Origin of the sequence: Pseudomonas sp. QE6, assembly GCF_041379005.1 — a bacterium.
Classification (GTDB): Bacteria; Pseudomonadota; Gammaproteobacteria; order Pseudomonadales; family Pseudomonadaceae; genus Pseudomonas.
The window spans coordinates 951,510-975,948 of the sequence record NZ_CP166873.1; the positions used below are offsets into that span (position 1 = coordinate 951,510).

Genomic DNA, 24,439 nt, shown 5'->3' on the forward strand with positions numbered 1-24,439 from the left:
AGAATCTTACCTCGCCGTCCCCACACTTGCCCGTTTCTATCGTCGCCGGACTGTAACGGCCAGCAACCGCCTGTCAGAGCCTGCGACACGTTGTCCAGCTGTGGGCTTGTTTGCTCCGGCGCAAAGAAGATTCCAGCCCAAGGGGTATCTCTGTGCGCGACGACAGTTCGTCCATTACGGAGAAGTACTCATGCATGATCAGGAAGAGATGTCCCTTTCCCGGCGCAGCCTGCTGGCCGGCGCGGTGGTGCTCGGCGTCACCGGCTCGATGCTCGGCAGCACGCGCGCCTTCGCCAGCAGCGAGCCCGCGCCGAAGAACATGGGGCCGGCGCCTGACCTGTCCAAGCTGGAACACGTCCAGGTCGAACTGGTCGCCCCGCCCTTCGTCCACGCCCACGAACAACGCGCCACGGGCAAGCAACGCGTGGTCCAGTTCCGCATAGTGATCGAGGAGAAGAAGCTGGTCATCGACGACGATGGCACCGAAATCCACGCCATGACCTTCAACGGCTCGGTGCCCGGACCACTGATGGTGGTGCACCAGGACGACTACGTCGAACTCACCCTGGTCAACCCGACCAGCAACACCCTGACCCACAACATCGACTTCCACGCCTCCACCGGCGCCCTGGGCGGCGGCGCGCTGACCATCATCCAGCCCGGCGAAGAGGTGAAACTGCGCTTCAAGGCCACCCGTCCCGGCGTGTTCGTCTACCACTGTGCGCCGGGTGGGGCGATGATCCCCTGGCACGTGGTCTCGGGCATGAACGGCGCGCTCATGGTGCTGCCGCGCGACGGCCTGAAGGACCGCGACGGCCGGCCGCTGAAGTACGACAAGGTGTTCTACATCGGCGAGCAGGACTTCTATGTCCCGCGCGACAAGGACGGCAACTTCAAGCGCTACGCCAAGCCCATGGACGGCTACAACGACATGCAGGAAGTGATGAAGGGGCTGGTCCCCAGCCACATCGTGTTCAACGGCAAGGTTGGCGCCCTGACCGGCAAGAACGCGCTGACCGCCAAGGTCGGCGAGACCGTGCTGCTGGTCCATTCCCAGGCCAACCGCGATACCCGCCCGCACCTGATCGGCGGCCACGGCGACCATGTCTGGGCCACCGGCAAGTTCAACAACCCGCCGGAGCAGGACCTGGAAACCTGGCTGATCCCCGGCGGCGCGGCCGGCGCATCGCTCTACACCTTCCTGCAGCCGGGCCTGTACACCTACCTCAACCACAACCTGATCGAAGCTGTCCTGCTGGGCGCCGCCGCCCACATCCAGGTCGAAGGCAAGTGGAACTCCGACCTGATGACCCAGATCGAGCCGCCGACGCCGATCAAGTAAGCCCCTCGGCCGGCCCCTCGGGGGCCGGCCATTTCCCGGTCTCTTCCCGGACATCGCAGCCCATGCGCAAGACAACCCTGATCGGTGTGCCCGTCGTGCTCCTGATCGGCGCCGCCGCCCTGCTGCCAAGGCTGCAGCACGACCCAGCGCTGGCGCCGGAAACCGTGACGCTGGCGCCGCGTGAGTTCAACTTCCGCCCCGCCGGCGACTACTGGCAGGAAAAGCGGGCGGTGGACGCGCCCTCGCAGCGTGAACATCTCGCCCCCCGTTTCGAAGTCATGAAATTCCAGGTCAGCCAGGGCGAGTACGCTCGCTGCGTAGCCGACGGCGACTGCCTGACACTCGACACCCGCTCACCGAGCCCGGACCTGCCGCTCACCGGCGCCAGCCTGCTGGACGCGCAGCGCTATGCCGACTGGTTGTCCCGGCGCACCGGACAACGCTGGCGCCTGCCCACCGACCAGGAGTGGGCCTTCTTCGCCGGCTCGCGCTGGGCCGATGACGCCCTGCGCATCGAGGACGACGACGGCAGCAACCCGGCCCGGCGCTGGCTGGCCCGCTACCGTTTCGAGGCCGAAACCCGCACCAGCGCCTCGGCGTTGCCGCAGCCTCGCGGCAGCCACGGCCTGAACGAGTTCGGCGTGGCGGACCTGGGCGGCAACGTCTGGGAATGGACGCAAAGCTGCCACCAGCGGGTGAACCTCGACGCCCGGGGCAGCCAGACCGATCGTGCGCAGTACTGCTCGATCCGCATCGCCGAGGGCCGCCATCGCGCCGCCATCAATGATTTCGTCCGCGACGCCCGCGGCGGCGGCTGCAGCGCCGGGCAGCCGCCGGACAACCTGGGCTTCCGCCTGGTCAGGGACATCCCTTGATTCCCCTCAAGTCCCGCGACCCGCCATCGCAAGTATGCTGCGGCGGGACCCAGGGAATCGTAGTCGTGACCACCCATCTCTCCGTCAACCGCGCCTGGCTGGCCAACCTGCCGCCCTTCGCCAACAGCAGCCGCGAAGAACAGGACGACATCCTGCGCGAAGCCAGCGTGCTGCGTCTGCGCAGCGGCGCCACCGTGTTCGAGCAGGGCGCGCCGGCGCAAGCCTTCTACCTGCTGGTCCATGGCCGCCTGAAGGCGACCCAGCTCACCGGCGACGGCCAGCGCGTGCTGGTGCGCATGGTCAATCCGGGCGATCTGTTCGGTTTCGCCCGCGCCCTCGGCCGGCCGGACTACCCCGCCACCGCCTGCGCAACCCTGGACAGCCTGGCGCTGGCCTGGCCGACCAGCCAATGGGAACCCCTGCTGGCGCGCCACCCCGGCTTCGCCCTGAACACCGTGCAGGCCATCGGCGAGCGCCTGCAGGAGGCCCATGTGCGCTTCTGCGAACTGGCCACCGAGGAAGTCGAACGGCGCGTCGCCCACGCCGTGCTGCGGCTGATCCAGCACTCCGGTTTTCCGGAGGCGGACGGCATCCGCATCGATTTCCCGGTCACCCGCCAGGATATTGCCGAGATGACCGGCACCACCCTGCACACCGTCTCGCGCATCCTCAGCGCCTGGGAGGATCGCGGCCTGGTTCGCGGCGGACGGCAGAAACTGCTGGTCTGCGCCCCGCAGCAGCTGATGCGGATCGCCGGCGACGAGCGGGAACCCGCGCGCGAAGACGCTTGACTGCAATCAAGGAGCTCCGCGCGCGGCCCTCCCTAGACTGGCAGCCACCATCACGACGACTGCGGCCGCCGTGCCCCACTGAACCGAGGCCCGCCATGACCGACAACCTTACCGAACGCACCCTGAGCGACCTGGCCTTCAGCGTGCCGGGCAGCACCGCGCTGTTCCACGACTACAAGCTCGACTTCTGCTGCGCCGGCCAGCGCAGCCTGGGCGAAGCGGCCAGCGAACAGGGCCTCGACGCCCAGCGCATCGCCGAAGAGCTGCAGGCGCTGCCGCCCGCGAACGAGCAGATCGACTGGCGATACAGCAGCAACGACCAGTTGATCGACCACATCCTGGAGCGCTACCACAAGGTCCATCGCGAGCAATTGCCGGCGCTGATCCCGCTGGCCGAACGCGTCGAGAACACCCACGCCGCGCACCCGCAGTGCCCGGCCGGCCTGACCGCGCACCTGAGGAAGATGCTGGAGGAACTCGAATGGCACATGTGCAAGGAAGAAAGCGTGCTGTTCCCCTGGCTGCGCCAGGGCATTCCGCTGACCCACGTGCAGGGGCCGATCGGCGTGATGCGCCATGAGCACGACGAACACTCGCAGTCCCTCGCCGTACTGGCCGACCTGACGGGCGACCTCACCGTGCCGGCGGACGGCTGCAACAGCTGGCGCCGCCTCTACAGCGGCCTGGAAGAACTGCGCCGCGACCTGATGCAGCACATCCACCTGGAGAACAACCTGTTGTTCCTGGGCGCCAACCACCCGGCCTGAGCGCCGGCCCTGGAGCCAGGAGGACGACCAGTGACAGCTTGTCTCACCACGCTGCCAGGTGGCATCGCGCATACTGGCGGGATTGTCCCCGCCCAGGAGCGCTCCGCCATGCTCGCGCATCGCGTCCACCACCAGATTCTGTGCGGCCACCATCTGTTCAACGTGCTCAACGAAGAACAGATGGAGCAGCTGCTCGCCACCAGCACACTGCTCAACCTGGAGAAAGGCGACAAACTGTTCCTTCAGGGTGAACCGGCCCACGCCTTCTATTTCGTGATTTCCGGCGCGGTGAAGATCTTCCGCCTGACCCCGGAGGGCCAGGAGAAGGTGCTGGAGGTCGTCGGCAGCCGGCAGACCTTCGCCGAAGCCATGATGCTGATGGACACTTCCAACTACGTGGCCTCGGCCCAGGCGCTGGAGCCCACCCAGGTCTACCGCTTCGCCAACCGCACCTACATGGAGCTGCTGCACAGCAACCCGCAGCTGCCCTTCTCCCTGCTCGCCACCCTCTGCGTGCGCCTGCACCGGCGGATCAACGAGATCGAGACGCTGTCGCTGAAGAACTCCACCCACCGCGTGGTGCGCTACCTGCTGACCCAGCTGAACCGCCAGGGCGGCGAGGACAATCGCTTCGAGCTGCCAATGGCCAAGCAACTGGTGGCCGGGCACCTGTCGATCCAGCCGGAGACCTTCTCCCGCGTACTGCGGCGGCTGATCGACGAAAACATCATCGACCTCAACGGCCGTACCGTGCAGGTGCTCGACGTCGCGCGCCTGGAACAGTTCGAGTAAGCCATGCGCCAGTGCCTGTACTGCCAGCACGAGAGCCCCGAGGGCCATGCGGATTGCCTGCAGTGCGGGATGCCGTTGCCGGTGGATCAGGAACTGGCTAAGCAACGCCGGCTGCGGCGCTTCGCCTGGTATTGCGCGTTTCTTGCGGTGTTCTGTCTGGTGATGATGGTCTGGTTACCGCGCTGAACCCCAAACCGGACTGCCCCTTGTAGGAGCGAGCTTGCTCGCGAACAGGCCCCGCCGCGGGATTTGGTTCGCGAGCAAGCTCGCTCCTACAGACAGCTCTGTCAGCCTTGGCGGCGGGTGAGCTGCCGGTAGAGCTGCGGCAACTGCACCGGCAGCTGCGCCGGATCGTTGATCAGCAGGTAACCCTGACTGCCGAACAGGTGCGGCAGGTAGTCCGCCGCCTCGCGGTCGATGGTGATGCAGAACGGCAGCAGCCCGGCGCGGCGCGCTTCCAGCACCGCCTGGCGGGTGTCCTCGACGCCGTAGCGGCCCTCATACAAGTCCAGGTCATTGGGCTTGCCGTCGGTGAGGATCAGCAACACGCGCTGACGTTCCTTGCGCTCCAGCAGCAGTTGCGTGGCCCGGCGGATCGCCGCGCCCATGCGCGTGTAATAGCCGGGGCGCAGTGCGCGAATGCGCCCGCGGACGGTGTCATTGTGGCGCTCGTCGAAGGTTTTCAGCCGGGTCAGGCGCACCTGCTGGCGGCGCAGCGAGGAGAAGCCGTAGAGCGCGAAACGATCGCCCACCGCCTGCAGCGCCTCGCCGAACAGCAGCAGACTGTCGCTGATCAGATCGATCACCCGGTGCTCGTTGTCGATGTGTGCATCGGTGGACATCGACAGGTCCGCCAGCAGCAGGCAGGCCAGGTCGCGGCGGGTCTGCCGGCGCTCGAGGAAGAGGCCGGGCTCGCTGCATGCACCCAGGCGCCGTTCGACGCTGAAATCCAGCCAGGCATCCACGTCCAGCTCCACACCTTGCGGCTGACGGCGCAGCCATTGCGGCTGCTGGCGCAGGCTTTCGAACTGACGGCGCAGGCGCCGCGCGATCGGCGCGAGGGAATCCGGCAGCGGCGCCGGCACGGCGTCGCGCGGCAGCATCGGCTGCAGGCAGACGTGGTCGTCGATCAGTTGCTGTCGGCGGTAATCCCATTCCGGCAAACGGATGCCCTCGCCCAACGGCACGTCGTCGAAGTCGGCGGCCGGCAGGTCGAGATCCAGCTTCAGCCCGCCGCCCTTCTTCTGCCGCTGGCGGGACAGGCTCAGGTGATCGAGGTCGTCCGCCACGCGCGCGGCATCGAGGTCCTCGCTGTCGTCGCCGGCACGGTCCAGTTCGACGTGCTCGGACCAGCTGAACAGGTTTTCCAGGCGGAACAGCAGCAGGCCGCCACGGCCGGGATCCTGTTCAGTGCGCTCGCCGCGCTTGCGCGCCACGCCCTTGGCCTCGCTGTGGGCGGAGCGGCCGTGCTCGTCGCCGTCGATCAGGTCGGTGTGCTGCGGCGTGGCCAGGCGTTGCGGCGGGTAGAGCCACAGCGGCAGCGGCCAGGGCGCCTTCTCGCTGCGTGGCAGGCGCGCGACGCTGCCCGGTTCGCGCAGCGCCTGTTGCAGCGCGCGTTCCAGCGCTGCCTCGGCGGGCGGCAGCGCGGCGGAATCGGGGCGCAGGCAGAGCAGTGCCTCCACCAACCGCCGATAGCGCGGGCGCAGCAGCGGGTAGCGTTCGAGCACGACCAGGGTCCAGGCCTGATTGTCCTGTGCCCAATGGCGCATCGGCTGGCTATGGGCGGCGAGCAGCGCCAGCCAGCGGTACAGCTCGCGGTTCAGGTCGGCATCGGGGAACACCGCCAGTTGCGCGGGCAGACGCAGGGAGTCGGCATCGAACCAGGCCACCGGCAATTGCTGGCAGGTACCGGCCACCTGTTGCAGCAGGCTGCGCCGCACCAGCAGCTCGCGGGCGCTGGCCGCTTCCACGCCGACGCCGGGTTCACCGCCGGTGCCGCGGAACAGCAACAACAGGCTGCGCCGCATCTCGTCCAGGGTCACCGCCGCGTCCTCGAACTCCGGGCTGGCGCGGCGGGTGATGAAGCGGTGCCAGGCGCGGCCGAAGCCTTCTTCGATTTCGAGGTGGATGGTCATGGCGCCTCCGGAAGGCAGAGAGAAGGAACAGGGCACGGTGTCCCAACAGAACACTGAGCCAGTCCCCTCTCCCTTCAGGGAGAGGGTTAGGGAGAGGGTGCTACCGGCCACTCCGGCACTGGGTGCGGCCCTCTCCCCCCGCCCTCTCCCTGAAGGGAGATGGAGCTAAAGGCGCTACCGGCCAGGTCGCAGCCCGGCAGGCTCCGTAAACGTCAAAAGGGCCCGCCGCAAAGCAGACGGGCCCGGATGGACGATATCGATCAGCTCACCTGCGCTACGCCGGAGGCGACGGCCACACGGCCACGCTGGCGGAAGCTGAGCAGGTAGCAGATCAGCCCGATGAAGAAGCCGATGCCCGAATACAGGCGCAGCCAGAAGAAGATCTTCAGCTGGTCGACCGTGGCCATGAACGGCATCGCGGCGCCATCGGCGGGCATGCGTTGCAGCCAGACCTGCACCACACCGGCAGCGGTGAGCATCAGGGTGATCAGCAGCATGGAGATGGTCATCAGCCAGAAGCCCCAGATCTCCAGGCTCTGCGCACGGGCGTCGGGCGCTTCGCCGATGCCCCGCAGGCGCGGCATGGCATAGCTGATCATGGTCATCACGATCATCGCGTAGGCGCCGTAGAAGGCCAGGTGACCGTGGGCCGCGGTGAGCTGCGAGCCGTGGGTGTAGTAGTTCACCGGGGCCAGGGTGTGCAGGAAGCCCCACACGCCGGCGCCGAGGAAGGCGGTCACGGTGGTGCCCAGGGCCCACAGCGCGGCGGCCTTGTTCGGGTGCTCGCGGCGACGACGGTTCACCATGTTGAAGGCGAACAGCACCATGGCGAAGAACGGCAGCGGTTCCAGCGCGGAGAAGATCGAGCCCAGCCACAGCCACACGCCCGGCGCGCCGATCCAGAAGAAGTGGTGGCCAGTGCCGATGATGCCGGTGATCAGGGCCATGGCGATGATCACGTACAGCCATTTCTCCACGACTTCGCGGTCCACACCGGTGATCTTGATCAGCACGAAGGCCAGCATCGAGCCCATGATCAGCTCCCACACGCCCTCCACCCACAGGTGCACGACCCACCACCAGTAGTACTTGTCGCGGGAGAGGTTTTCCGGGTTGTAGAAGGAGAACAGGAAGAACACCGCCAGGCCCACCAGGCCGGTCATCATCACCACGCTGACGGCGGTCTTGCGGCCCTTGAGCATGGTCATGCCGATGTTGAACAGGAAGCCCAGCGCCACCACCACGATGCCCATCTTGGTGATGGTCGGCTGCTCGAGGAACTCCCGGCCCATGGTCGGCAGCAGCTCGTTGTGGGTCATCTTCGCCAGGCCAGCGTAGGGCACCAGCAGGTAGCCCAGGATGGTCAGCACGCCGGCGATGGCGAACACCCAGAACAGCGCGATGGCCAGTTTCGGGCTGTACAGCTCGCGGTCGGCCTCCTCCGGGATCAGGTAGTAGGCCGCGCCCATGAAGGCGAACAGCAGCCAGACGATCAGCAGGTTGGTGTGCACCATCCGCGCGACGTTGAACGGGATGGCCGGGAACAGGAAGTCACCGACCACGTACTGCATGCCCATGATCAGGCCGAAGACGATCTGCCCGACGAAGAGCATCAGGGCGAACACGAAGTACGGCTTGGCCACCGACTGCGAGGCGAATTTCAGATAGGGATTGCCCGGGTTCATGCTCAACCCTCCTTGTTCGGCGGCCATTTGTTGGTATCGATCTTCGACGTCCAGAGCAGGAACGCCGCGAGATCCGTGACCTCCTGATCGCTCAGGTGGAATTGCGGCATCTGCCGGCGGCCGGGGACGCCCAGCGGCTGCATCTTCATCCAGGCGGCGAGGAAGCTGCCGAAGGCTGCATCGCCGCCGCGGCGGATGGCGACGTTGCCCAGCTCCGGCGCGAAGTAGGCGCCTTCGCCGAGGATCGAGTGGCAACCCACGCAGTTGTTCTGCTCCCACACCAGCTTGCCGCGCACCACCGACTCGGTGAGCTCACTCTGGTTGGTGCGCTTGGGGAAGGTGGTTTCGGTGTGATAGGTCAGGGCGAGGAATACCAGAAAGAAGAAAACGCCTCCTCCCAGGTAGATGTTCCTCGCCATACCTTTTGTGAATGTCTCTGACATGGGGCCCTCCTAGGTCACGGTCGGTGCCATTGTAGGAACCGTCCCCAGGCGTCTCGCTTGATGGCAATCAAGAAAGACCAATGCTTCCAGTCAGGTATTTTTCCGAAGAAAAATCAGTGGGTTGCGTGCAAAGTGAGGATCACGCCGGTAACCACCAGCGGCCAGCCGAGCAGCAGCGAACGCCACAGCCGGGGGCCACGGTCGAGCTCCATGAAACGCAGCGCGATGAGCCAGGCCTTGCCCAGGCCGAGCAGCAGGATCAGCGCCACCGGCAGCAGCGCATCGGCCGCGTGATGGCCCAGCCAGACGCCAGCCACCGACATCGGCAACATCAGCAGCCAGGCGACCAGCAGCGTCTTCATGCGCCGGGCGCCAGCACGTGGACCAGCGGGAACAGCACCACCCAGACCAGGTCGACCATGTGCCAGTACAGTGCGCCGGATTCCAGCCCGCCCAGCGCCTCGCGGCGGTACGCGCCGCGCAGGCAGCGCAGCGTCATCCAGACGAGGATGACCAGCCCGAGCCAGACGTGCAGGAAGTGGAAGCCGGTGATCAGCCAGAACAGGGTGAAGAAGGTGCTGTATTCCAGGTCCAGCCCGCGCGACGCGAGGTGATGGTATTCGGCGGACTTCAGCAGCACATGGGCCAGCCCCAGCAGCACCGCGACGCCGAGCAGGAGCGCCGCGCGGCGCTGGTGGCCGTGGCGCACCTGCTCCACCGCCAGCGCCGCGCAGAAGCCGGCGGTGAGCAGGGTCAGGGTCAGCGCCAGGGCAGTGGACAGGTCCAGTTGCGCACGGCCGGCGCGAAAGCCTTCGACGTCCAGGTGCTGGGCCACGGCGAAGACGATGATCAGGATGGCGAAGACCGTCAGCTCGGCGAGGATGAAGAACCACATCGCCAGATCACCCGGCAGGTGCCGGGCGCTGACCGGCAGCTCAGCCGAAGTGGACATCGACCAGGTCCATCAGCGCGGCGACCGTGGCTTCGTCGTCCGACAGTGGCTCGGCCAGCCCGGCGCGGCAGGCATCGCGCGGCGCCACGCCGGCGTTGAGCAGGCGCGCGGTGAGCACCAGCAGGCGTGTCGAGCAGACTTCCTCCAGCTCCTGCCGCCCCAGCCGGCGCAGGGCCACCCCCAGTTGCGTCAGGCGCTGCGCCAGCTCGGGAGAAACGCCGGCCTCGCGGGCGATGATCGCGGCCTCCAGCTCCGACGTCGGGTAGTCGAAGCGCAGGGCGACGAAGCGCTGGCGGGTACTGGGTTTCATGCCCTTGAGCAGATTCTGGTAGCCAGGGTTGTAGGACACCACCAGCATGAAGCCCGGCGGTGCCACCAGGGATTCGCCGGTGCGCTCGATGAACAGCTCGCGGCGGTCGTCCGCCAGCGGGTGCAGCACCACCACCGTGTCCTGCCGCGCCTCCACCACTTCGTCCAGGTAGCAGATGCCGCCTTCGCGCACCGCGCGGGTCAGCGGGCCGTCCTGCCACCAGGTGCCGTCGCTGCCGATCAGGTGACGGCCGACCAGGTCCGCCGCCGACAGGTCGTCGTGGCAGGCCACGGTGTACAGCGGCAGGTTCAGGCGCCGGGCCATGTGCTGGACGAAGCGGGTCTTGCCGCAGCCGGTCGGGCCCTTGATCAGCACCGGCATGCCCTGCGCAGAGGCCTCGGTGAACAGCGCCACCTCGTTGCCGGATGGCTGGTAGAAGAGCGACGGATCGTTCTGCACAGGGGCATTCATGACGGACGAATCTCGGTAGGAAAGTTCGCTTAGCACGCTATCCAGCGCGGCGTATCGCCTCAAGCACGGCGCCGGAAGTTCTTGATTGGCATCAAGCGGAAGCCGCACGGGCCGCTCCTAGAATCGCCACAGACGCCGGGCGGGAAGCCGGCGAAAACGATCGGCGCCACAGGGCGCCAAGCTTGTGAGGAGAGACCTTCATGAACAAAGCCCTGGTAGCCCTGCTGTTCGGCGGCCTGCTGGCGCAGAGCACCGCAATGGCCAGTACCGGCGAGGAGCTGTTCAAGGCCAAGGCCTGCGTGGCCTGTCATGCCGTCAACAAGACGGTCGTCGGTCCGGCCTTCAAGGAGGTCGCGGCGAAGTACGGGGCCGGCGGTGTCGCGCACATCAGCAACAGCATCGAGACGGGCAGCAAGGGCGTGTGGGGCCCGATCCCGATGCCGGCCAACGCCGTCAGCCCGGATGAGGCCAAGACTCTCGCCGAGTGGATCGTCACCCTCAAGTGACGCCACCCCATGCGGCCGGCGCGCTCAGTGCCGGCCGACGCTCCTCAGCAACTCCAGGCAATCCCCCGCCGCCAGCGGCGGGCTGATCAGGAAGCCCTGGATCTCGTCGCAGTGATGGGCGCGCAGGAAGCGCAGCTGCTCGGCGTGCTCGACCCCCTCCGCCACTACCTTCAACTCCAGGCTGTGCGCCATGGCGATGATCGCCCGGGTAATCGCTGCGTCCTCGCCGCGTTCTGACAGGTCGCGGATGAAGGTCTGGTCGATCTTCACGTAGTCCACCGGGAAGCGCTTCAGGTAGCTGAGCGAGGAATAGCCGGTGCCGAAGTCGTCGATGGCCAGTTTCATGCCCATCTCGCGCAGCTGGCGGAAAGTCGTGGTGACACTCTCGACGTTGTCCAGCAGCTGGCTTTCGGTCAGTTCCAGCTCCAGCAGGTGCGACGGCAGGCCAGTCTCCTCCAGCACGGTGCGCACCAGTTCGACCAGGTTTCCGGTGCGCAGCTGGTGCACCGAGAGGTTCACCGAGACCCGCAGCTCATGACCCTGGAGTTGCCAGGCGCGGGCCTGCTGGCAGGCGCGGCGCAGGACGAACTCGCCGATGGCGCCGATCAGCCCGGTTTCCTCGGCGAGGCCGATGAAATCCCCCGGCGGCACCATGCCCATCTCCGGATGGCGCCAGCGCACCAGCGCCTCGGCGCTGTCCAGGCGCTCGTTGGCGAGGTTCAGCTTGGGCTGGTAGTGCACGTCCAGCTGGCCCTCGTCGATGGCCTTGCGCAGCCGGGTTTCCAGTTGCAGGCGCTCCAGGGTGCAGGCCTGCAGGTTGTCGGTGAAGAACTGGAAGGTGTTGCCGCCCAGGTGCTTGGCGTGCTGCATGGCCATGTTCGCCTGGCTCATCAGTGCGGAGATTTCCCAGGCGTTGTCCGGCAGCAGGCTGATCCCCACCGAGGCGCTGATCACCAGTTCGTGGCCACCGACGGTCATCGGCGTGCGCAGCTTGGCCAGCAGCCGGCTGGACAACCGCGCCAGCGCCGCAAGGCTGGCGTAGGAGTCGATCAGCACGGCGAATTCGTTGCCGGACAGCCGGGCGATGGTGTCGGCCTCCGGCACCGTCTGGGTCATGCGCCGCGACATCTGCCGCAGCAGCTGGTCGGCCACTTCGTGGCCGAGGCTGTCGTTGAGCAGCTTGAAGCGGTCCAGGTCGATCAGCAGCAGCGCCGCCGTGCGGCCTTCCTGGCGGGCGCGCTGGCTGGCCTCGTGCAGGCGCTCCTTGAACAGCGTGCGGTTGGCCAGGCCGGTGAGTTCGTCGTAGTGCGACAGGTAGCGCAGGCGCTCCTCGGCGTCGCGGCGGGCGGTCAGGTCGGCGAAGAAGCCGACTACATGGGTCACCTGGCCACGGCCATCGCGCACCACGTTGAGCTGCAGCCACTGCGGGTACAGCTCGCCGTTCTTGCGCGTCTCGATCAGCTCGCCCTGCCAGGTGCCCTGGCACTCCAGTTCGGTGCGGATCGCCTGGTAGCGGCGCAAGGTCTCCGCGGAGCCCATCAGCCGGCTGACGTTGCGCCCCAGCAGCTCCTCGCGGCGGTAGCCGGTGAGGTGGGTAAAGGCCTCGTTGAGGGCCAGCAGGCGGTAGTTCGGGTCGAGGATGATGATGCCTTCGCTGGCCGCCTCGAACACCGTGGCGGCCAGGCGCTGCTCTTCCTCGCGCAGCTTGCGGGCGGAAATGTCGCAGCGGGTGCCGACCATCCGCGTCACCTGCCCGAGGGCGTCGCGCTCCATCGCCCGGCCACGGTCTTCGACCCAGACCCAGTGGCCATCGGCATGGCGCACGCGGTATTCGATGCGGTAGCCGTCGGTGCGACCCTTGAGGTGTTCGACCAGCGCCCGGCGCAGCAGCGGCAGGTCGTCCGGGTGCAGGCGCGGGCGCAGGTCATTGCGCACGCTCTTCACCGTGTCCTGGGTGATCCCGAAGATTTCCTCCAGGTGCGAGTGGTGCACCTCGTCGGTCAGCAGGTTCCAGTCCCACAGGCCCAGCTCGCTGGCTTCCAGCGCCAGGGCCAGGCGCGCCTCGGTGTGGCTGAGCTGCGCGCTGCCGGCCTCCACCCTTGCCTGCAGGGCGTCGCGGGCGCGGCACAGCTCGCGTTCGGCGCGGCGGCGCTGTTCGACTTCGCGCTCCAGATCCTGGTTCAGCGCCTCGGTCTGGCCCTTGGCGCGCTCCAGGTGCGCCACCAGCGCCTGGGCCTGGAAACGCCGCAGCAGGCTGGTATGAACCAGCCGGTGAATCTGCCAGGCCACCACTAGCAGCGCCGCCAGCAGGATCACCCCGAGCACGCCCCAGCCCTGCTGCAACGGGTTTTCGCTGAGCAGCAGATAGGCAATCGAGGGGAACAGGCAGGGCAAGGCGAAGGTCAGGAAGGCCGGCAGGCTGACCGCGTAGGCCACGCTGGCCGACAGGATGGCGGCGGCGATCAGGCCGAACACCAGGGACTGCTGGAGAAAGGCGTCCGCCGGAACCAGGGCGATGGCGGCGAAGGCCAGGGTCAGGCCGGAGGCCCCGGCGCCGAACAGGAAGGCACGTTGCCAGTGCGGGCTGGCCTGGCGCTCGGCGCAGGCGCCGTTGAACGCCGAAACCTGGATCAGCCGCAACACCGCCAGCAGCACCAGCGATACCAGCCAGCCGCCGAGCAGCGCGGTGGATACCCGCTCCCACAGCAGGCCGGCACAGGCCAGACCGTTGAGCAGCATGAGCAGCGTCGGAATCCGCGACCCCTGATACAGCAGGCGGGTGCGTTCGACGGCAATCTCGTGAGCATACTGCTGGCGGATCTCGGCATGGCTCACCGGGATCGCCGAAGGCTCTACATACGCAGTCATAGGCAGTTTTTCTTGTAGGTTCTGGCCTAAGAGTCGGCGGAGCATAACCGAGGACAATCCTCCGCTGACAGCATCACAGATGGCATTTGGCCGGCTGCCTGCCCAACTTTCGTCGGGAATACGCCGGACGGCGGGCCGGTTTGCCGGGGAAAACCGCCCGTCGGTAGAATGCCGTCCCATGAACGATGACCTCTCCCTCCTGCTCAACTCCCTCAATGACCCGCAGCGCCAGGCCGTGGCCGCGCCGCTGGGGCGCCAGCGCGTGCTCGCTGGCGCCGGGTCCGGCAAGACCCGCGTGCTGGTGCACCGCATCGCCTGGCTGATCCAGGTGGAGCGCGCCTCGCCGCACAGCATCCTGGCCGTGACCTTCACCAACAAGGCCGCCGCCGAGATGCGCGCGCGGATCGAGCAGCTGCTGGGGATCAACCCGGCCGGCATGTGGGTCGGCACCTTCCACGGCCTCGCGCACCGCCTGCTGCGCGCGCACTGGCAGGAGGCCAACCTGCCGGAGAACTTCCAGATCCTCGACAGCGACGACCAGCTGCGCCTGGTCAAGCGCGTGGTCCGCGAACTGGGGCTGGACGAGCAGCGCTGGCCGCCGCGCCAGGCGCAGTGGTTCATCAACGGGCAGAAGGACGAGGGCAACCGCCCGCAGAACATCCAGGCCAGCGGCGACCTGTACCTGTCGACCATGGTCAGCATCTACCAGGCCTACGAAGAAGCCTGCGCCCGTGCCGGCGTGGTGGACTTCGCCGAGCTGCTGCTGCGCTCGCTGGACCTCTGGCGCAACCGCCCGAGCCTGCTGGAGCACTACCAGCGGCGCTTCCGCCACATCCTGGTGGATGAGTTCCAGGACACCAACGCCGTGCAGTACGCCTGGCTGCGCTTCCTCGCCAAGGGCGGCGAAAGCCTGATGGTGGTGGGCGACGACGACCAGTCGATCTACGGCTGGCGCGGCGCGAAGATCGAGAACATCCAGCACTTCGCCGATGACTTCGCCGGCACCGAGGACATCCGCCTGGAGCAGAACTACCGCTCCACGGCGACCATCCTGAAGGCCGCCAACGCCCTGATCGCCAACAACAGCGGGCGCCTGGGCAAGGAACTGTGGACCGACGGCGTCGACGGCGACCCGATCACCCTCTACGCAGGCTTCAACGAACACGACGAGGCGCGCTACATCGTCGAAACGATCGAAGACGCCCTGCGCAAGGACGGTCTCAAGCGCAGCGAAATCGCCATTCTCTACCGCTCCAACGCCCAGTCCCGCGTGCTGGAAGAGGCGCTGCTGCGGGAGAAGATCCCCTACCGCATCTACGGCGGCCAGCGCTTCTTCGAGCGCGCCGAGATCAAGAACGCCCTGGCCTACCTGCGCCTGATCCGCCTGCGCGACGACGACGCCGCGCTGGAGCGGGTGATCAATGTGCCGCCGCGCGGCATCGGCGAGAAGACCGTCGAGGCGATCCGCAACGCCGCGCGCCACAACGGCACCTCCATGTGGCGCGCGATCAACGACGTGATCGCCGCCAAGGCCGTGGCCGGCCGCGCCGCCAGTGCGTTGAACGGCTTCCTCGAAGCCGTCGACCTGCTGGCGCTGAAAGTGGAAGGCCTGCCGCTGCACCAGATGACCCAGATCGTCATCGAGCAGTCCGGCCTGATCACCTACCACAAGGAAGAGAAGGGCGAGAAAGGCCAGGCCCGGGTGGAAAACCTGGAAGAACTGGTCAGCGCCGCCCGCGCCTTCGAGAACCCGGACGACGAGGACACCCCGCCGCTGGTGGCCTTCCTCGACCACACCGCGCTGGAATCCGGCGACACCCAGGCCGACGCCTTCGAGGACAGCGTGCAGCTGATGACCCTGCACAGCGCCAAGGGCCTGGAGTTCCCGCTGGTGTTCCTCGCCGGCATGGAAGAAGGCCTGTTCCCGCACAAGATGAGCCTGGAAGAACCCGGGCGCCTGGAAGAAGAACGCCGTCTGGCCTACGTCGGCATCACCCGCGCCATGCAGCGCCTGGTCATGACCTACGCGGAAACCCGCCGTTTGTACGGCAGCGAGACCTACAACAAGGTCTCGCGCTTCGTCCGCGAAATCCCGCCGAGCCTGATCCAGGAAGTGCGCCTGTCCAACTCGGTGAGCCGTCCGCTCTCGGGCGGCCAGCGCAGCGGCAACCTGTTCAGCGGCGCCAGCGTGCCGGACACCCCGTTCAGCCTCGGCCAGTCCGTGCGCCACCCGTTGTTCGGCGACGGCGTGATCCTCAACTTCGAAGGCTCCGGCGCCCAGGCGCGGGTGCAGGTGAACTTCGACAGCGAGGGCAGCAAGTGGCTGATGATGGGTTACGCGAAGCTGGAAGCGATCTGACGGCTCTTTTGTAGGAGCGAGCTTGCTCGCGAACGGATTCACCGGCGGCTCTGGCGCCGAGATGTTCGCGAGCAAGCTCGCTCCTGCAGTCAATCCTCAGTGCTGCCCGCCGCCGTTCTGCTCGAAGGTCTCGATCAGCGCCACCTGCATCCGCGAGTGCACGCGGATGAACCAGCGCCAGAACACCGCGATCACCAGCGCGGCGATCAGCACGACCACCACCAGCAGCTCGCCCGGCGGCAGGATGCTCGAACTGAGTGCCGCCAATAGCAGCATCATGCCGCCCAGCGAGAGCAGCGGGATCAGTTCGGAAATCACCCGGCGCACGCGGGCCGTATGGCGCCCGGCGCTTTCCGCCTTCACGCCCATTTCCGCCAGCAGCATCGCCAGCGCCTTGAGCTTGCGGTAGGCGGCGATCAGGAACGGCAGCGACAGCAAGAGCGCGGCGCCCCAGACCAGCGCCTTGTGCAGCGCATCCTGCTCGACGATATCCGCCAACCACTGGGAAATGGTCCCGGCGAAGTAGGCCAGGCCGAAGAAGATGGCGATCACCAGCGTCAGATTCACGCCCACCTGCAGCAGGATGCGGCGGATCAGCCCGGCGAGGATCGCCTTGTCGCCGCGCGGCTTGATGCTGCGCAGCCATTCGCCGTACAGGCTGAACACCCGCACCATGGGCGACGGCAGGCTGCGCCCCAGGTAGAGCGCCAGCGGGTCGGCGGAGCGGATCAGGTAGGGGGTCAGCAGCGTGGTGATGGCCGACACGCCGACCACCACCGGATAGAGGAAGTCGCTGGTCACGCCCAGGCTCATGCCCAGCGCGGCGATGATGAAGGAGAACTCGCCGATCTGCGAAAGGCCCATGCCCACGCGCATCGAGGTCCGTCCGTCGTTGCCGGCGATGAAAGCGCCGGCGCCACAGGACACCAGCTTGCCCAGCACCACCACCAGGGTGATCACCAGGATCGGCGCGGCGTAGTCCACCAGCACCCGAGGGTCAATGGTCAAGCCGATGGCGACGAAGAAGATCGCGCTGAACATGTCGCGTACCGGCTCCATCAGGCGTTCGATCTGAATGAGCTGGCGCGATTCGGCCATGATCGCGCCGATCAGGAAGGCGCCCAGGATCATGCTGTATTCCAGCTTCACCACCAGCAGGCAGAAGCCGAAGCACAGGCCGAGCACCGTCACCAGCAGCATCTCGTTGCTTTCGAATTTCGCCACGTAGGCCAGCAGGCGCGGCACCAGCAGGATGCCGACGACCAGCGCGACGACCATGAACAGGCTGAGCTTGCCGACCGTGGAGAACACCTGGTCGGCCTCCACCGTGCCGCTCACGGCGATGCCGGAGAACAGCGCGATGATGCCGATGCCGAGGATGTCCTCGATGATCAGCACGCCGAAAATCAGTTGGGCGAAGCGCTCGTTCTTCATCTTCAGGTCGCCCAGCACCTTGATGATGATGGTGGTGGAGGACATCGCCAGGATCGCGCCGAGGAACAGCGAATCCATGGTGCCCCAGTCGAACAGCCGGCCGATCTCGAAGCCGGCCCAGATCATCAGGGTGATCTCCAGGAAGGCGGCGATGAAGGCCGTGGCGCCGACCTGGAACAGCTTGCGCAGAGAAAACTCCAGGCCCAGGCAGAACATCAGGAAGATCACCCCCAGCTCGGCGAGGGTCTTGATCGTCTCCTGGTCGTGCACCAGGGCGAACGGCGGGGTGTGCGGGCCGATGATCACCCCGGCGATGATGTAGCCCAGCACCACCGGCTGCTTGAAGCGATGGCAGAGGATGGTGACGAAGCCGGCGATCAGCATGATCACCGCGAGGTCCTGGATGAAGTCGATGGCATGCATGGTCGGCGGTCCTCGCGGCGTGGGGTCTGGGGATCGCGCGGCGAAGGCCTCGCTCAGCGAAGCCTATCATCCGGATTTCGTCGGCCGTCGGTTCTGAAAGAATCAGTAACAGACTGATTTGGAAAGGGAATCCACAACCCCCATACAGGGCAACAGCGCGAAACAAAATCCGGCTGGCCCTCACCGGGCCGGGGCGGCAACATGACGCGCGTCGAATACCAACCAAGAGAATGACAACGATGAAGCGCTTTCTCAGCCTTGCCATGGCCTTCTGTGTCGCCGTGACGCTCAGCCTCGACGTCAACGCCGCCAAACGTTTCGGTGGCGGCAAGAGCCTGGGCTCGGCGCCGAGCCACCAGACCCGCCAGGCGCAACCTTCCGCCGCCCCGACTTCCCCCACCGCGGCGCCTGCCGCTACCGGCGCTGCCGCTGGCGCAGCCGGTGCCGCCGCCAAGAGCGGCGCTTCGCGCTGGCTCGGCCCGCTGGCCGGCCTGGCCGCCGGTGGCCTGCTCGCCTCCATGCTGATGGGCGACGGCTTCCAGGGCATGCAGTTCCTCGACATCCTGATCATCGCGCTGATCGCGTTCATCGCCTTCCGCTTCATCGCTTCCCGTCGCCGCCAGCAGCAGGGCCACCAGCCCGCCATGGCCGGTCATGCACCGATGCAGCGTGAAATGCCGGCCCAACCGTCGGTCTTCGGTGGCGCCGCTCGTCCGGTGATGGACACCCGCCCGGTGATCAACGCGCCGAGCTGGTTCGATGAAACCCGCTTCATCGGCGCGGCCCGCGAGCACTTCATGTCCCTGCAGCAGCACTGGGACGCCAACGAGATGGACAAGATCGCCGAGTTCGTCACCCCGCAGATGCTGCAGTTCCTCAAGCAGGAACGCGCCGACCTGGGCGACGGCTACCAGTCCACCTACATCGACAACCTCGACGTGCAGCTCGAAGGCGTCGACGACAACGCCGAGAAGACCGTCGCCACCCTGACCTTCAGCGGCGTGTCGAAGTCCTCGCGCTTCGACCAGGGCGAGCCCTTCAGCGAAAGCTGGCGCATGGAGCGTGCCCAGGGCGAAAACCAGCCCTGGCTGGTGGCGGGCATCCGTCAGAACTGATCCTACGCGTCCCACAGGAAAAGCCCGGCCCTGGCCGGGCTTTTTCGTTTCTCGGGGAAGGTCGATGTGCTGGATTCCCCTCCCCGGCACCGGAGCCGCCTGTCCGGCCAGCGTCCCCACAGTGGCCTTGCACCGAGGGCCGGCTACTACTGTATAAAGCGCGCCATTCGTCGAAAGTAGAGAGGCCCCGCCTGTGGAAGATGTGATCGAGAAACTGCGTGAAGCGAACGAACCGGTTCCCGTCCCGCTGGAATTGCCGGACGAAGAACTGCTGGTGGAGATCGAAGAAGCCCTGCTGATAGGCATTCCGTCGGAATTCCGCGAATTTCTTCTGCAGGTCAGCGACGTGGTTTATGGTCGCCTGGAACCCGTCACGGTGACCGATCCGCACTCCCATACCTACCTGCCGGAGGTGGCCGCCGTGGCCTGGTCGATGGGCCTGCCGCGCGAGCTGATACCGCTCTGCGCCGATGGTGACGACTACTACGCGGTGGCCGAAGACGGCGAAGTGGTGCTCTGGGCCGACGGCGAACTCACCGAGGAGACCTGGGACTCGGTATGGACCTGGGCACGCGACGTATGGCTCGACACCTGATCGTGAGCTTCGGAATTTCCTGACACTTCGGTGGTCTCACTGGCAACTCACCGTACCTTCGGCCCTTTGCTGTCCAGGCCAGGCACGATGCCTTGTTGTGGAGATGCTATGAAGTTCAAAGCCCTGTTCACCTGCCTGTTGCTGCTCGGCCTCGCCGGATGCGCCGACAAGGCCGTGGTGACGCTGCAGGATGGCAGCGAAGTCCTGGTGAAGGATCACTCTGATTACGACAAATACAATGACTACTACGAATTCGAGCAGCTCAATGGCGAGACGATTCTGATCAAGAAGGATAATGTCCGCTTCATCAAGACGCCTTGAGTTGAGCGCCGATCCGGTGAGACGCCGATCAGCGAGGAGGTGAGCGCAGTGCCCGCGCTCCTGGCTGATCCAATCCACTTCGCTGCGGGACCTATCGCACCCCCAGCCGTCCCCCGCTCTCCAGTTCGAGCAGATTGAGCAGGTACTGGCCGCAGTAGCCCAGGTCCTGCTCGATGGCTTTGCGCGCGCCCGCGCCATCGCCACGCTCCAGGGCGCTCAACGCGTCTTCGTGGAAGTCGTTCAGGCGCAGCGACAGGTCGGCCTCGGTGAACAGGCGGTTGAAGAACGGCCCGACCTGCAGCCACAGCGCCTCGATCATGCGCAGCAGGGTCGGGTTGCCACAGGCGCTGTAGAGCGTGAGGTGGAACAGGCTGTTGGCGTCCAGATAACCCTGGACGTCGCGGGTATTCAGCGCGGTTTCCATGCGCTCGGTGCATTCGCGCAGCACCTCCATGTCAGCCGGGCGCAGATGCCTGGCCGCATCCTCCACCGCCAGTCCCTCCAGGGATTGCCGCACCTGCAGGATCTGCAGGTAGCGCTCGCGGGTCATCACCGGTACCCGCAGCGAGCGCTGCGGCTCGCCTTCGAGCGCGCCCTCGGCGACCAGCCGCTGCAAAGCGGCGCGCACGGGCATCGGGCTCGTGCCCCACTCCTGGGCCAGGTCGCGGATCTTCAGCCGCTCGCCGGGCTGGAAGCGCCCGCTCAATAGAGCCTGGCGCAGGTTCAGGTACAGCTGCTCCTGAAGGTTGTCGGCCATCGCACGTCACTCCCGGCCGGCCGGCGGCGCCGGCAGTTGGGCGAAGGTCAGGCTGCAGTTGTGCATCATCTTGCGTATCCCTTGTTTTCGATCAGACAAATTCTGTGATCACAGAATTCTTTAAAGGGCAGATTATCAGGCTACAAATCCTCTGTATTGACTTTTTTGTGATCACAAATAGAAGATGTGCAAAAAAACAAACGAGGTGTGCAACATGACCGCCAGCGGAATCGCCCAACAGGCCGTTGATCTCTTCACCGCCCGTGAGCGCCAGCGCTTCCTGGAACAGAACCCCAAGTCCGTCGCCCTCGCCGAGCGCGCACACAAGTCGCTGTATGCCGGCGTGCCGATGCACTGGATGGCCGACTGGTCCACGCCCTGCCCGTTGTTCGTCGAGCGCGCCCAGGGCGCCCGCTTCTACGATGTGGACGGCCATGACTACGTGGACTTCTGCCTGGGCGACACCGGCAGCATGTTCGGCCACTCCCCGGCGCCGGTCGCCCGCGCCCTCGCCGAGCAGGGCGCCCGCGGCCTGACCACCATGCTTCCGGGCGAAGACGCCGTGGTCTGCGGCGAACTGCTCGCCGCGCGCTTCGGCCTGCCCTACTGGCAGGTGACCGCCACCGCCACCGACTCCAACCGCTACGTGCTGCGCTGGGCCCGCGCGGTGACCAGGCGCAAGACCCTGCTGGTGTTCGACGGCTGCTACCACGGCACCGTGGACGACGTGATGGTGCGCTACCGCGACGGCGAGACCGTGCACCGCTCCGGCCTGGTCGGCCAGGCCTACGACCTGACCCAGCACAGCCGCTCCATTCCCTTCAACGACGTGGAAGCGCTGGAAGCCGCGCTGGCCCAGGGCGATGTCTGCGCCCTGCTGTGCGAGCCGGCGATGACCAACATCGGCATGGTCCTGCCCGATCCGGGCTTCATGCAGAAGTGCCGCGAACTGACCCGCAAGTACGGTTCGCTGCTGATCATCGACGAAACCCACACCATCTCCACCAACATCGGCGGCTGCACCCAGCTGTGGAACCTCGACCCGGACTTCTTCGTGGTCGGCAAGCCGATCGCCGGCGGCGTGACCTGCGGCATCTTCGGCTGCAGCGCGGAGATGGCCGAACGCATGGCCGCCTCGCGCAAGAGCGCCCAGGAAGACAGCCATGGCCACGGCCACAGCGGCATGGGCACCACCCTCTCGGCCAACGCCCTGGCCATGCACTGCATGCGCGCCAACCTGGAACAGGTGATGACCCAGGCCGCCTACGACCACATGCTGCCGCTGGCCAAGCGTCTGGCCGACGGCTTCCGCGGGCTGATCGCCAAGCACGAGCTGAAGTGGTCGGTGACCGAGCTGGGCGCGCGCAGCGAGTTCCAGTTCTGCCCCGTCTCCCCGCGTACCGGCGCAGAGGCCGAAGCGGCCTTCCACGACGAGCTGCAGATGGCGCTGCACCTGTACCTGATCAACCGCGGCATCCTGATCACGCCGTTCCACAACATGACCCTGTGCTGTCCGGACACCACAGCCGAAGACGTGGATCGCCTGATCGCGACGCTGGACCAAGGCATCACCGAGCTGCTGGCCATCCCCGGCGCCCGCGAGGCCTGATAGATACCTGTAGGAGCGAGGGGGACGCCTAGTCCTTGCTCGCGAACCAGCTCCCGCTGCGAATTCGCAGAAGAGCGTTCGCGAGCAAGCTCGCTCCTACGAAAAGCAAATACCCCCGGCGCACCGCGCCACCGAGGACCATCATGCAATTCGCCGATCGAAAGGAAGCCGAAGCCTTCCTCGCCGCCCACCCGGACGTGCGCAGCATCGAACTCTTCATCATCGACTCCAACGGCATTCCGCGCGGCAAGCTGCTGCACCGCGACGAGCTGCTGGCGATCTACGACAACGGCCGCCCGCTGCCCAGCTCGATCCTCGCGCTGACCGTGCAGGGCGAGGACGTCGAAGGCACCGGCCTGGTCTGGGAAGTCGCCGACGCCGACTGCTGGACCTACCCGCTGCCCGGCAGCCTGACCCTGCAACCCTGGCGCGCCAGCCCCACTGGCCAGCTTCAGGTGAGCATGCACCCGACCCAGGGCCTGCCGGCCACCCCGGCCGACCCGCGCCAGGCGCTCTCCCGCGTGGTCGACCGACTGAAAGCCGACGGCTTCCATCCGGTGATGGCGGTGGAGCTGGAGTTCTACCTGCTGGACAAGCAGCGCGACGCCAACGGCCGCCCGCAGCCGGCGCTGCAGATGAACGGCATTCGCCCGGAAGCGCCGCAGGTCTATGGCGTCTACGAACTGGAACAGCTGCAGCCGTTCCTCGACGACCTCTACGCAGCCTGCGAAGTGCAGGGCCTGCCGGTACGCACGGCGATTTCCGAATACGCGCCGGGCCAGGTCGAGCTGACCCTGGAGCATCGCTTCGACGTGATGCAGGCCATCGACGAAGGCGTGCGCTACAAGCGCCTGGTGAAAGGCGTGGCGAACAAGCACGGCCTGCAGGCCTGCTTCATGGCCAAGCCGTTCGGCGATCGCGCAGGCAGCGGCATGCACCTGCACGTCAGCCTGGCCGATGAACAGGGCAACAACCTCTATGCCAGCGAAGACATTCACGGCACGCCGCTGCTGCGCCACTCCATCGGCGGCATGATGGCGCGCCTGCTGGATTCCCTGGCGATCTTCTGCCCCAACGCCAACTCCTTCCGCCGCTTCCAGGCCAACAGCTACGCGCCGCTGGCCAAGAGCTGGGGCGTGAACAACCGCACCGTGTCCTTCCGCGTGCCCGGCGGCCCGGCCAAGAGCCGGCACATCGAGCACCGCATCTGCGGCGCCGACGCCAACCCCTACCTCGCGGCGGCGGCGATCCTCGCGGCGATCCACGAAGGCATCCGCGAGCAGATCGATCCGGGCGCGCCCATCGTCGGCAACGGCTACGAGCAGGCCACCGAGTTCCTGCCCACCGACTGGCTCACCGCGCTGCGCGCGCTGGAGTCTTCCACCTGGGCCCGCGAGGCGCTGGGCGAGGAATTCCTCAAGGTGTTCCTGGCGATCAAGTGGGAGGAATACCGCCAGTTCATGGGCGAGGTCGGCGAGCAGGACTGGCGCTGGTACCTGCATCACGCCTGATCGGCGGGCTGAACCGGTCACTCCGTGCCAGGGCTTCCCCCTCACCCCAGCCCTCTCCCTCAGGGAGAGGGAGCCGTCCGTGCCGGCTGACGATACCGTTTCGTCCTGCACCGATCGGTCCCCTCTCCCCCTGGGAGAGGGTTAGGGTGAGGGGCTCTTGCAAGCGCTGACCGGACGCAAATCCACCAGACGAATCGCTCAAGGCGGGCCGTACTTTTCGCGTACCCGCTGACACACGACAGCCTTACGAAAAATTTACCCTGGCAGAGTGAAGAATCTGGTCTTTTCTTGGTCTGTAATTGCACGGGACGCAGATGCGTCCCGTCGTCGAAACGGCGCCCGCCGGTACTGCCTGCCGGCCGCCGTCCTCTCTCAGGC

The 24,439-nt window shown here is 66.6% G+C and carries 22 protein-coding genes; 13 read left to right on the forward strand and 9 right to left on the reverse strand.

Translation table 11 applies throughout. From position 1 onward, the window contains the following. Positions 1–319 precede the first annotated feature (319 nt). From nirK to ACAW63_RS04285, 6 genes are all read left to right on the forward strand, one after another. Positions 320–1,342, forward strand: a complete 1,023-nt coding sequence (nirK, locus tag ACAW63_RS04260; protein WP_371234570.1) for a copper-containing nitrite reductase — start codon at positions 320–322, stop codon at positions 1,340–1,342. A gap of 62 nt (positions 1,343–1,404) precedes the next feature. Beyond that, complete coding sequence (locus tag ACAW63_RS04265) at positions 1,405–2,217, forward strand: SUMF1/EgtB/PvdO family nonheme iron enzyme (protein WP_371231894.1); 813 nt, start codon at positions 1,405–1,407, stop codon at positions 2,215–2,217. Between the two features lie 65 nt (positions 2,218–2,282). Beyond that, positions 2,283–3,008 carry a Crp/Fnr family transcriptional regulator gene (locus ACAW63_RS04270; RefSeq protein WP_371231896.1) on the forward strand — a complete coding sequence of 242 codons (726 nt, stop codon included), beginning with the start codon at positions 2,283–2,285 and terminating at the stop codon, positions 3,006–3,008. 95 nt (positions 3,009–3,103) lie between these two features. Then, positions 3,104–3,775 carry an iron-sulfur cluster repair protein YtfE gene (ytfE, locus tag ACAW63_RS04275; RefSeq protein ID WP_371231898.1) on the forward strand — a complete coding sequence of 224 codons (672 nt, stop codon included), beginning with the start codon at positions 3,104–3,106 and terminating at the stop codon, positions 3,773–3,775. Positions 3,776–3,883: 108 nt separating this feature from the next. Further along, the gene (locus ACAW63_RS04280; protein ID WP_371231900.1) at positions 3,884–4,567 is read left to right on the forward strand and encodes a Crp/Fnr family transcriptional regulator; all 684 of its coding nucleotides are present in this window, start codon (positions 3,884–3,886) and stop codon (positions 4,565–4,567) included. A 3-nt stretch (positions 4,568–4,570) separates the two neighbouring features. Beyond that, positions 4,571–4,753: a protein DnrP gene (locus ACAW63_RS04285; RefSeq protein ID WP_371231901.1), complete on the forward strand. Its 183-nt coding sequence runs from the start codon at positions 4,571–4,573 to the stop codon at positions 4,751–4,753. A 101-nt stretch (positions 4,754–4,854) separates the two neighbouring features. On the opposite strand, the gene ACAW63_RS04290 is transcribed toward ACAW63_RS04285, so the two are convergent. The 6 genes from ACAW63_RS04290 to ACAW63_RS04315 all read right to left on the reverse strand — a co-directional run bounded on the left by ACAW63_RS04290 (position 4,855) and on the right by ACAW63_RS04315 (position 10,563). Next, positions 4,855–6,702: a nitric oxide reductase activation protein NorD gene (locus tag ACAW63_RS04290; RefSeq protein ID WP_371231903.1), complete on the reverse strand. Its 1,848-nt coding sequence runs from the start codon at positions 6,700–6,702 to the stop codon at positions 4,855–4,857. A gap of 260 nt (positions 6,703–6,962) precedes the next feature. Continuing rightward, a complete protein-coding gene (locus ACAW63_RS04295) occupies positions 6,963–8,387 on the reverse strand; it encodes a cbb3-type cytochrome c oxidase subunit I (RefSeq protein ID WP_371231904.1) in 1,425 nt (474 codons plus the stop codon). Positions 8,388–8,389: 2 nt separating this feature from the next. Further along, complete coding sequence (locus ACAW63_RS04300; RefSeq protein WP_169935397.1) at positions 8,390–8,830, reverse strand: cytochrome c; 441 nt, start codon at positions 8,828–8,830, stop codon at positions 8,390–8,392. Positions 8,831–8,943: 113 nt separating this feature from the next. Continuing rightward, positions 8,944–9,192 carry a cytochrome C oxidase subunit IV family protein gene (locus ACAW63_RS04305; RefSeq protein WP_371231906.1) on the reverse strand — a complete coding sequence of 83 codons (249 nt, stop codon included), beginning with the start codon at positions 9,190–9,192 and terminating at the stop codon, positions 8,944–8,946. Further along, positions 9,189–9,782 carry a cytochrome c oxidase subunit 3 gene (locus tag ACAW63_RS04310; protein ID WP_371231907.1) on the reverse strand — a complete coding sequence of 198 codons (594 nt, stop codon included), beginning with the start codon at positions 9,780–9,782 and terminating at the stop codon, positions 9,189–9,191. The genes ACAW63_RS04305 and ACAW63_RS04310 overlap by 4 nt, the downstream gene beginning before the upstream one ends. Continuing rightward, a complete protein-coding gene (locus ACAW63_RS04315) occupies positions 9,766–10,563 on the reverse strand; it encodes a CbbQ/NirQ/NorQ/GpvN family protein (protein ID WP_371231908.1) in 798 nt (265 codons plus the stop codon). The genes ACAW63_RS04310 and ACAW63_RS04315 overlap by 17 nt, the downstream gene beginning before the upstream one ends. A gap of 200 nt (positions 10,564–10,763) precedes the next feature. Here ACAW63_RS04315 and ACAW63_RS04320 point away from each other — a divergent pair, with 200 nt between their 5' ends. Further along, positions 10,764–11,069, forward strand: coding sequence for a c-type cytochrome (locus ACAW63_RS04320; protein ID WP_371231910.1), 306 nt, complete (start codon positions 10,764–10,766; stop codon positions 11,067–11,069). 24 nt (positions 11,070–11,093) lie between these two features. Here ACAW63_RS04320 and ACAW63_RS04325 read toward each other — a convergent pair whose 3' ends face one another. Beyond that, complete coding sequence (locus ACAW63_RS04325) at positions 11,094–13,937, reverse strand: EAL domain-containing protein (protein WP_371231911.1); 2,844 nt, start codon at positions 13,935–13,937, stop codon at positions 11,094–11,096. Positions 13,938–14,115: 178 nt separating this feature from the next. Between ACAW63_RS04325 and uvrD the strand changes: the two genes are divergently transcribed. Then, positions 14,116–16,296 carry a DNA helicase II gene (gene uvrD / locus ACAW63_RS04330; RefSeq protein ID WP_371231913.1) on the forward strand — a complete coding sequence of 727 codons (2,181 nt, stop codon included), beginning with the start codon at positions 14,116–14,118 and terminating at the stop codon, positions 16,294–16,296. A gap of 96 nt (positions 16,297–16,392) precedes the next feature. Here the strand turns inward: uvrD and ACAW63_RS04335 are convergent, their stop codons facing one another. Beyond that, entirely contained in the window at positions 16,393–18,153 is a 1,761-nt protein-coding gene (locus tag ACAW63_RS04335; RefSeq protein ID WP_371231914.1) for a cation:proton antiporter, read from the reverse strand. A 239-nt stretch (positions 18,154–18,392) separates the two neighbouring features. On the opposite strand from ACAW63_RS04335, the gene ACAW63_RS04340 reads away from it, so the two are divergent. The 3 genes from ACAW63_RS04340 to ACAW63_RS04350 all read left to right on the forward strand — a co-directional run bounded on the left by ACAW63_RS04340 (position 18,393) and on the right by ACAW63_RS04350 (position 20,184). Beyond that, positions 18,393–19,268: a Tim44 domain-containing protein gene (locus tag ACAW63_RS04340; protein WP_371231916.1), complete on the forward strand. Its 876-nt coding sequence runs from the start codon at positions 18,393–18,395 to the stop codon at positions 19,266–19,268. Between the two features lie 193 nt (positions 19,269–19,461). Beyond that, positions 19,462–19,863 (forward strand): SMI1/KNR4 family protein, encoded by a 402-nt coding sequence (locus ACAW63_RS04345; protein ID WP_254469601.1) that lies wholly within the window; start codon positions 19,462–19,464, stop codon positions 19,861–19,863. A 108-nt stretch (positions 19,864–19,971) separates the two neighbouring features. After that, a complete protein-coding gene (locus ACAW63_RS04350) occupies positions 19,972–20,184 on the forward strand; it encodes a YgdI/YgdR family lipoprotein (protein WP_371231918.1) in 213 nt (70 codons plus the stop codon). A 91-nt stretch (positions 20,185–20,275) separates the two neighbouring features. Here the strand turns inward: ACAW63_RS04350 and ACAW63_RS04355 are convergent, their stop codons facing one another. Further along, positions 20,276–20,941, reverse strand: a complete 666-nt coding sequence (locus ACAW63_RS04355) for a GntR family transcriptional regulator (protein WP_371231919.1) — start codon at positions 20,939–20,941, stop codon at positions 20,276–20,278. A 214-nt stretch (positions 20,942–21,155) separates the two neighbouring features. On the opposite strand from ACAW63_RS04355, the gene ACAW63_RS04360 reads away from it, so the two are divergent. Together ACAW63_RS04360 and ACAW63_RS04365 are read left to right on the forward strand one after the other, a co-directional pair. Then, positions 21,156–22,550 (forward strand): aspartate aminotransferase family protein, encoded by a 1,395-nt coding sequence (locus ACAW63_RS04360; protein WP_371231921.1) that lies wholly within the window; start codon positions 21,156–21,158, stop codon positions 22,548–22,550. A gap of 143 nt (positions 22,551–22,693) precedes the next feature. Continuing rightward, positions 22,694–24,061 (forward strand): glutamine synthetase family protein, encoded by a 1,368-nt coding sequence (locus ACAW63_RS04365; RefSeq protein WP_371231923.1) that lies wholly within the window; start codon positions 22,694–22,696, stop codon positions 24,059–24,061. The last annotated feature ends 378 nt before the right edge of the window (positions 24,062–24,439 follow it).

Excerpts from the sequence above, each read along its gene's own strand:
- ACAW63_RS04340 (WP_371231916.1), top strand. The coding sequence starts at position 18,393 with ATGAAGCGCTTTCTCAGCCTTGCCATGGCCTTCTGTGTCGCCGTGACG.
- ACAW63_RS04325 (WP_371231911.1), bottom strand. The coding sequence starts at position 13,937 with ATGACTGCGTATGTAGAGCCTTCGGCGATCCCGGTGAGCCATGCCGAG.
- ACAW63_RS04315 (WP_371231908.1), bottom strand. The coding sequence starts at position 10,563 with ATGAATGCCCCTGTGCAGAACGATCCGTCGCTCTTCTACCAGCCATCC.
- ACAW63_RS04305 (WP_371231906.1), bottom strand. The coding sequence starts at position 9,192 with ATGAAGACGCTGCTGGTCGCCTGGCTGCTGATGTTGCCGATGTCGGTG.
- ACAW63_RS04360 (WP_371231921.1), top strand. The coding sequence starts at position 21,156 with ATGACCGCCAGCGGAATCGCCCAACAGGCCGTTGATCTCTTCACCGCC.
- uvrD (WP_371231913.1), top strand. The coding sequence starts at position 14,116 with ATGAACGATGACCTCTCCCTCCTGCTCAACTCCCTCAATGACCCGCAG.
- ACAW63_RS04335 (WP_371231914.1), bottom strand. The coding sequence starts at position 18,153 with ATGCATGCCATCGACTTCATCCAGGACCTCGCGGTGATCATGCTGATC.
- ACAW63_RS04300 (WP_169935397.1), bottom strand. The coding sequence starts at position 8,830 with ATGTCAGAGACATTCACAAAAGGTATGGCGAGGAACATCTACCTGGGA.
- ACAW63_RS04290 (WP_371231903.1), bottom strand. The coding sequence starts at position 6,702 with ATGACCATCCACCTCGAAATCGAAGAAGGCTTCGGCCGCGCCTGGCAC.
- ACAW63_RS04350 (WP_371231918.1), top strand. The coding sequence starts at position 19,972 with ATGAAGTTCAAAGCCCTGTTCACCTGCCTGTTGCTGCTCGGCCTCGCC.
- ACAW63_RS04280 (WP_371231900.1), top strand. The coding sequence starts at position 3,884 with ATGCTCGCGCATCGCGTCCACCACCAGATTCTGTGCGGCCACCATCTG.
- ACAW63_RS04310 (WP_371231907.1), bottom strand. The coding sequence starts at position 9,782 with ATGTCCACTTCGGCTGAGCTGCCGGTCAGCGCCCGGCACCTGCCGGGT.
- nirK (WP_371234570.1), top strand. The coding sequence starts at position 320 with ATGGGGCCGGCGCCTGACCTGTCCAAGCTGGAACACGTCCAGGTCGAA.
- ACAW63_RS04285 (WP_371231901.1), top strand. The coding sequence starts at position 4,571 with ATGCGCCAGTGCCTGTACTGCCAGCACGAGAGCCCCGAGGGCCATGCG.
- ACAW63_RS04265 (WP_371231894.1), top strand. The coding sequence starts at position 1,405 with ATGCGCAAGACAACCCTGATCGGTGTGCCCGTCGTGCTCCTGATCGGC.
- ACAW63_RS04320 (WP_371231910.1), top strand. The coding sequence starts at position 10,764 with ATGAACAAAGCCCTGGTAGCCCTGCTGTTCGGCGGCCTGCTGGCGCAG.
- ACAW63_RS04355 (WP_371231919.1), bottom strand. The coding sequence starts at position 20,941 with ATGGCCGACAACCTTCAGGAGCAGCTGTACCTGAACCTGCGCCAGGCT.
- ACAW63_RS04365 (WP_371231923.1), top strand. The coding sequence starts at position 22,694 with ATGCAATTCGCCGATCGAAAGGAAGCCGAAGCCTTCCTCGCCGCCCAC.
- ytfE (WP_371231898.1), top strand. The coding sequence starts at position 3,104 with ATGACCGACAACCTTACCGAACGCACCCTGAGCGACCTGGCCTTCAGC.
- ACAW63_RS04295 (WP_371231904.1), bottom strand. The coding sequence starts at position 8,387 with ATGAACCCGGGCAATCCCTATCTGAAATTCGCCTCGCAGTCGGTGGCC.